The sequence below is a fragment of the Mucilaginibacter sp. UYCu711 genome, assembly GCF_050433825.1.
Classification (GTDB): Bacteria; Bacteroidota; Bacteroidia; order Sphingobacteriales; family Sphingobacteriaceae; genus Mucilaginibacter.
Genome location: NZ_JBNPWM010000019.1, coordinates 20,662 through 27,609 on the forward strand (window position 1 = coordinate 20,662; position 6,948 = coordinate 27,609).

At 34.1% G+C, this 6,948-nt stretch carries 6 protein-coding genes; 2 read left to right on the forward strand and 4 right to left on the reverse strand.

The genetic code is table 11. The features are described from left to right. Positions 1 to 49: 49 nt before the first annotated feature. The 3 genes from ABIB50_RS26405 to ABIB50_RS26415 are packed head-to-tail and all read right to left on the reverse strand — an operon-like array spanning position 50 to position 3,951. Positions 50 to 1,909: a type IV secretory system conjugative DNA transfer family protein gene (locus tag ABIB50_RS26405; protein ID WP_429385019.1), complete on the reverse strand. Its 1,860-nt coding sequence runs from the start codon at positions 1,907 to 1,909 to the stop codon at positions 50 to 52. Positions 1,910 to 1,937: 28 nt separating this feature from the next. Next, the gene (locus ABIB50_RS26410) at positions 1,938 to 3,437 is read right to left on the reverse strand and encodes a DUF5712 family protein (RefSeq protein ID WP_429385021.1); all 1,500 of its coding nucleotides are present in this window, start codon (positions 3,435 to 3,437) and stop codon (positions 1,938 to 1,940) included. Next, positions 3,430 to 3,951: a hypothetical protein gene (locus ABIB50_RS26415; RefSeq protein ID WP_429385024.1), complete on the reverse strand. Its 522-nt coding sequence runs from the start codon at positions 3,949 to 3,951 to the stop codon at positions 3,430 to 3,432. The genes ABIB50_RS26410 and ABIB50_RS26415 overlap by 8 nt, the downstream gene beginning before the upstream one ends. Positions 3,952 to 4,450: 499 nt before the next feature. On the opposite strand from ABIB50_RS26415, the gene ABIB50_RS26420 reads away from it, so the two are divergent. Beyond that, on the forward strand, positions 4,451 to 5,164 hold the full coding sequence (locus ABIB50_RS26420; RefSeq protein WP_429385026.1) for a ParA family protein: 714 nt from the start codon (positions 4,451 to 4,453) through the stop codon (positions 5,162 to 5,164). 2 nt (positions 5,165 to 5,166) lie between these two features. Beyond that, a complete protein-coding gene (locus ABIB50_RS26425; protein WP_429385028.1) occupies positions 5,167 to 5,547 on the forward strand; it encodes a hypothetical protein in 381 nt (126 codons plus the stop codon). Here the strand turns inward: ABIB50_RS26425 and ABIB50_RS26430 are convergent. Further along, a complete protein-coding gene (locus ABIB50_RS26430; protein WP_429385031.1) occupies positions 5,527 to 5,913 on the reverse strand; it encodes a hypothetical protein in 387 nt (128 codons plus the stop codon). The genes ABIB50_RS26425 and ABIB50_RS26430 overlap by 21 nt on opposite strands. Between the last annotated feature and the right edge of the window lie 1,035 nt (positions 5,914 to 6,948).

The following is a 6,948-nucleotide window of genomic DNA, read 5'->3' on the forward strand; positions in this document are numbered from 1 at the left end:
GGATGTGTGTAGGGTATTTAACACTTCTATAAGTGTGTTTTTATTCATTTTAAGCGGCTTTCGGGTCTTTACTATCCCTTGGTATCTCCCCGGCAAGCAGGGCTGTTATCTCCATTCTTATACGGGCATAGTTCTTATTTATATTTTCATCTGTGGCATCAGGTGTAAAAACAGGTATTTCGTCAAGCTTAACCTGGTGTGGATCCGGCACCTTAATTTTTCCGTGAAATGTTGGATTTTTAGCCTCAATGGTTACACCATAAAAATAACCTGTTTGCAAATTGTATACGTCTTGTGGTTTAACTAATTCTTTCATTTGGAAAGATTCATTACGCCCGTAACTCCTGGACGAATTGGCACTTGTATTTGTACTAAGACTGGCGTTTACCTTCTCTTCCTTACCAAAAATCTTTGATACATATTCGGCTGTTTGCAAATCCCTGGCACGGCCATAAAATTGAGTACTTAAATTACCTAAAATAGAATCTGTTTCCTGTTTAGTATATAACTGTATGATCTGTGGAATATTTTGAGCCATAAACATTGTGACAACCTTATTCGAACGCCCGGTGGCCGGAAGATTTGAAAGCTTTGGAATAAAAAGCTGTGGGGCTTCGTCTAATAAAACGATACTGTGCTGCCTGTTTTTCTTATTAAGTTGTTTAACGGCCACGGTAACCATACACGAAACAACCGGTGATAATGATTCCGCTGTATCCTCCGAAGTGCCAATACATAACATTTTAGGATGCTTGGGGTCGTTTAAATCCATTGTAAAATCACTGCCTGTTAAAACCCAAAAGATTTTAGGGTTGTTGATTGTTACAAGTGTGCTTTGCAGGGTTGATAAAACACCAGCTAATTGTGCGCTTGCCTTTTTTTCCTTAGCCTCATGTAGGTTTTTAATCATACCAGAGGTTACCAGGTCGGTCGTTAAGAGATCGATAAGATCATCTGTATTTCCATTACAGATAAGATCGACCACATGAGGCAGCGTACAGTATTGTTTATGGTGTGTTCTTAAATACCAAATCGTGGCCGTTAATAGTGTTGAGGCGCTCCTAATCCAAAAATCTTTTTTCTCGATGGACTCAGGCAGCAAGTTATTTATTAAGCTTGTCGTGTACTCAAACGCGTAGGTAACGTCCGGTAAATTATCTTCTGAAAAAATATTAACCCGGTTCGACTTTGTTAGATCATTAAAATTAATAATATACAGATCGACGGGGCCCTTGTCATACTTCATCATTTCTGTATAAACCTTTGCCGTTAACGTTGGAAATTTAAAATCATATACTACTCCCGAATATTCTTTTTGTGTCATTTGTTCAATAACTGGCTCGGCAATGCTAACAGACTTTCCAGATCCTGCGGCTCCAAGTACCAGGATACCGGCAAAGGGGTTTACAACGTTTATTACACCATTGTCTGTTTGAAAATTAAAGGAGTATTTGTTTAGGATACTGCTGGTATCCATTTTTATCAAAAAGTTATCTTTTAGTAAAGAGCCAACATTAAATATCCTTATATAGAATGTAGAACTTATAATGTAAGCCAATAGAATCAGCGGGTATAATACAACAATGTGTGGTAATTTATGTACCACTATAAAAAGTAAGCCGGTTGTAAAAAGGGATATCATTATAACCGGTTTAGCAGCACGCGAATATTTTTTATCTTGTATTTGGTTGTTTCTCCCTCTGGCTAAAACCGAGGAAATGAAATAAACTATCACGAAACCTATTCTAACAATCGGACCAATTTTAAGGGGGAAGTTTCTAAGTAAAAGTAGTGGTTTAGATAAGGTCACACTATCGGCATAGTTATAATATACATAATATTCGGCCAGAAGTAATATTACTAATAGTGCCAGTAACCCGTATACGAGTTCAACTTGGTTAGGTTTCATACATTGTTGTTTAAAAGTGAACTAAACTTTACCGGCTTTGATCGTGATCGGCCTCACGTTGTTGTCTGTTTTTCTTCAGTCGTTTTTTCATTTGATTAACAGGTAAGACATAATCCTTACTTTCATCCAGTTCATTTGATACACCTTTAATAGTAGAAAGTATAGATTCTACTGTGAATGAATGATTAGCTTTTTTGAATTTTTCTCTGCTCTGCTCGGCATCAGGGACCAGGAATTTCATAGGATCAGGCGGCAACTCACCTTTTTTAATTTTCCATTCTATTTTATTAAATCTTTTCGAAAATTCATCTTTATTGGGGGAATCTTTAAATGCTTTTATAATTTTTCCCTCACTCAAATAATCAGGCGCTAACTTAAACTTTTTATTTAAATGTTCAATCCTTCGCGTAAAACTCCTTACGCGCGCTTCATCAATAAACATTGAATTACCCTGGTAATTGAATTTATTGGCGAATCTGTTTATATTATCAGTAACAAAACCATTTCGGTTAAATCTGCCATAACTATTAGGATTAAGCGTATGACGCATTTGCTTATCTCTTCTGGAAACAATTATATGAAGGTGGCGTTGATCACCTGGTTTATTATCCCCTGCTTTTACGGCGCCGTTCTTATAAAATGTTTCGATTTCAGCAACCGATGGATTTATTGTTTTTAAAAAAAGCTCTTTATTTTTTAGCTCAATTATTTCTTTCAAGGTAAGGCCCTGCTCCTTCAAATCAACAATAACCTTACTTTTTTTAGCATCTGTAGCATTATATTCCCTGGTGTGATGGATAGTAGCAAACCACAGGGGCTCAGCTGTCGGTGTGGGTTTCTTTAAAGCGGCCTTTTTAGCATCATTAGAAGCCATTTCATCAGGAAATAGTATCTTCCAGTTATTCTTTGTAACTTCTTTATCGGTGGTAACTTTATTTCCATCGATGTAACTTTCTACGGGAACAATTACCTTTTCTTTACCTAAGTTTTCAATAAAAATCTGATCACCTGATTTTACATTGGAGTCAACTACTGCCCTTTCAAGGTCGATGCCCCAAATTGTTTTTTCTTTACCGTTATCCTGCTTAAAGGTTATATAAAATGAACCTTTGTTTTCAGGGTCATTTAAATATGGAGCGTGTCCAGAACTCAAAAAAGAGACCGGTTTTTCGCTAACTTTCTTTTTTTCAGATAAATCAAAGTTATTGGAATAATTACGCATAACGTCTCGGCAATACTCCTTTAATTTTTGTGGATCATCACCAATATGAGCAAGTTCCTGTAAACTGGGGGAAATAATGATAGAATCAAATTTATCGTCAATAGCCTTTAACCCTTTAACATTACTATCTATAGCCTCAACAACAAATTGTTTATCATAGGAAGTTATTTTATCGTCAGAAAAAAAAACTTTATCATTTGCTTTTTCCTCTTTCCCTAAATAATTAACAGCACGGATGGAAGAACCATTATTTGAATAAATGGCATTATTTGAATTGTTCTTTGGAGTAATAATCTTACTATGCATTTAATTTCTTGACGTAGTTTGCGAACATTTCTTTTTGCATTTTAGGGTTATCAGCCAGTAACTGCGATAATAAATCTATTATCATAACCTGGTTTTTAAGTTGCTTTAAATCTAAAGCAATAAGCCTTTTATTCATCACATCTAACTTTTCCTTTTCCATCTGCTTAATAAAGGAAATGACTGTATTACGAGTTTCAGCAACTCTGTCTATAAGACTTGATTCAAGGTTTTTTACTTGGTTTATACTACTTATTTTCTTCTTATAGGCACGTGTTTGGGCTGAGGAATAGTTAGTGGGATCAAGCTTTAACTCACTGCAAAATTTAACACAAAAATCAACATATTCTTTCTTCGTCATGCCCCATTCATTAGCTGCGGAAACGATAATCTTATGGCTTTGTGGGGCAATATGGACAATTGGGTCCGCTGGGATATCAGTATTCTTAACAGGCATATACAAAAGTACTAAAATCAAATTGATAATCAAGCGATTAAGCATTAAAAATACCGTCAACTATGTTAACGCACACTAAATCAATGATTTAGTGTACTCATCTTGCTTACGCATTACTAAGGAATAGTTAACTATCAAGGTTTTGATTTTTATAAAATTATAAATTTATAATTTTATAGGCTGTTCCATTATAAAGTGAGGGCTCCTACACCGTTCATATTATAATTTTAGCCTTTTATAAATTTATAATATGAATTTCTTATACATTCCATTTTTTTATAGTTTTATAATATTATCATTTTAGAAATTAGTAGTTTTATATCTTTCTCATTTTATAAAGATATAAAATGAGCATATTATAATTTTATCTTTTTATTATTTTGTAACTTTATCTTTTTATATTCGTATAAATTTATAATTAGATACTTTTATACTTCGCTAATTATATAATATTATAAATTGCTAATATGGTAGTTTTATAAATTGAGCTTTTACTAATTTTATAAGATTCGTTATTTTATTAACAGGGGGAGTAAACATCTTAAACCAAAGAAATATAATGAAAAAACAGAACGCAAGAATTTTTCTCATTGGCAACCGTAAGGGTGGGGTGGGAAAATCATTTACCACAATTAACCTGGCGACAAGCCTTTGTCTCGACTTTAAAAAATCAGTTTGTATTATTGAATGTGACAGCCAAAAAAGTATTTCCAAAATAAGAAACAAGGAACAAAATGCTAACGAAAATGAAACACCGCCGTACCCGGTTATTTATACACCGGTAAAAAGCCTCCAGCAAACTATTTTGGAAAATATTACTCTGCATGATTATATTTTCATCGATATGCCGAGGATCACTAATGAAGATGATAATTCCGAGAAGGAACAAGAAGAGGTATTGAATTTATTAATGTTTGCAGAGAGTATCCTTATTCCGGTCGGCGCTCATGAACTTGATCTGGACGGGTCGGATGATTTTATAGAACTTATAAATGAGTTAAGAGATTATCGTATTGAAAAAAAACTTCCATTTTCCGTTTATGCTTTTCATAACAGATCCAGGGGAATTAAAGAAGATGAAATGATACCGGAATGGGCCGAAGCGGTTAACATACCCCTGTTCGATACAACAGTAAAAGAATCTGTACACCTTGAAAGAAACTTGTCTACTTTCAGTTCAATTAAGTCAGTAAATGATGTAGCTGCTAAAGGGGCAAAAAACAATTATTTAAATTTTATAAATGAGTTCGTAACTAAATTTAATATAAACTAATTATGGCATTAAAAAAGAGAAATAGGTTTTCTGCCTTAGAAAAAAATGCTACTACTAATCCTGCTACCGCCGCGACTTTAAATATTATAGGCGTTGAGAATAAGGGGGAAGAAGAAATTACAGAAAATTTAAAAAAAGAAGAACCAATACAAGATAAAATAACAGTTCCCGCAAAAACCGGTGAGGTAGCACCCGTTAAAAAACCAAAAAATACAAAGTTGGAAGAAATTAAAACGAAGGAAACGGTTACGGTACATATCTCACCGAAACATTTAAAAGATGCTAAAGTGGCAATTTTACAATATGATCTAAATATGACCTTGCAGGAATTAACAGAAGCGGCTATAGATAATTACGTAAAATTACTTGAAAGGCGCAAGTAAGTTATCAGCTTTTTTTTCTTCTTCATCTGCTATCATTTTAAAATGAAGAATAGTTTTAAATAAGTCTGCCGGCGGCATTCCTAACAGTTCAGCCAACCCTTGAACCTGGGCGCAATTAAATTTGTGGGGTTCAAGGGATAATCTTTTCCAAACCGGATTGGTTTTACCGATGGCTCTTTCGCAAGCTGTTATTTTTATTCCTCGCGCTTTTACCAAATCCGCTAACCAAAGTTGTTTCATTTTATTAATTTTAATGTCGCAAATTAAAAGATTTCTTTTTAAATTATTATGATTTTGTAAGTTTCCATTAAATAAAAGGTCCCAGGCCGCAATATTTTTTTTATTAAAGCTATTTAATTTAAACAAAATCGAAATAAAGCGATTTAAGGCACAAAAAAATTGCAGGGGTATCTCAATACCTCCAAATGATCAAAAGCCAGCTACGGGCTTTAAAAAAGATAAAAATTTACATCTTTAAAAGTTTATCTTCCCCCTCTTTTTAATGAAATTAATTTTTAAGCTGATAAAAAAAATGTGCATGGGATATGAGCGGCCATATAAATTAACGAAAATGTCAATTAGACAGGTTAACTATTTAATAACGCTGTATATTTTGCATGCGCTTTATTCTTAATAAACTTTTTAGTATATTATTAATAGGAGCACGTTTTTTATACAGCGTTAATGGCATAAAATCGTTGAAACTCCCTATAAAAGCACAACCAACATAAAATATCCGCACGCAAAACATACAGCGACCGCAACAACGCACGATTTTTATACAACGTTAAAAGGCCAAAAAAGGCATTTGTACGCAAATTATACAGCGTTAACCAATCCGCACGCAAATTATACAGCGTTAAACACCCGAACGCATGCAAATTATACACCGTTAATTTGGGAGCCCAAAATTGACGTTTTAAAGAAAATGGCTTGAGCATAAAACCAAAAAAAAGCACTAATTAGATAAATTTATTGTTGAAACACAGAAAGCGCACGCAAAATATACAGCGAAAGTAAAACGGTTTGAACTTAAGCGCATGCAAAATATACAGCGTTAATACATAGCCGCACGCTAAATATACAGCGTTAAGTACATCCGCTTCTTAGGCACAGGGAGAGTTTTGTTTACTAACAACCGGCTATAGCATACCTAACAAGGATTTTTAAAATCCCTGGCACCTAAAGCGGTTCATTTGCGCAGCACTGATCAATAAACGACAGGATAGAAACTTGCTTGTTATAAAATATTGGTTACCGCACGCAAAATATACAGCGTTAATCTACGCCAAAAAGATCATTTTACATTTAAAAACGGCAACCGCATGCAAAATATACAGCGTTAATCTGCGCCAAAAAGATCCTTTTATATTTAAAAACGGCAACCGCATGCAAAATATA

Coding starts and splice junctions, on each gene's coding strand:
- ABIB50_RS26405 (WP_429385019.1), bottom strand. CDS start 1,909: ATGAAACCTAACCAAGTTGAACTCGTATACGGGTTACTGGCACTATTA.
- ABIB50_RS26410 (WP_429385021.1), bottom strand. CDS start 3,437: ATGCATAGTAAGATTATTACTCCAAAGAACAATTCAAATAATGCCATT.
- ABIB50_RS26420 (WP_429385026.1), top strand. CDS start 4,451: ATGAAAAAACAGAACGCAAGAATTTTTCTCATTGGCAACCGTAAGGGT.
- ABIB50_RS26425 (WP_429385028.1), top strand. CDS start 5,167: ATGGCATTAAAAAAGAGAAATAGGTTTTCTGCCTTAGAAAAAAATGCT.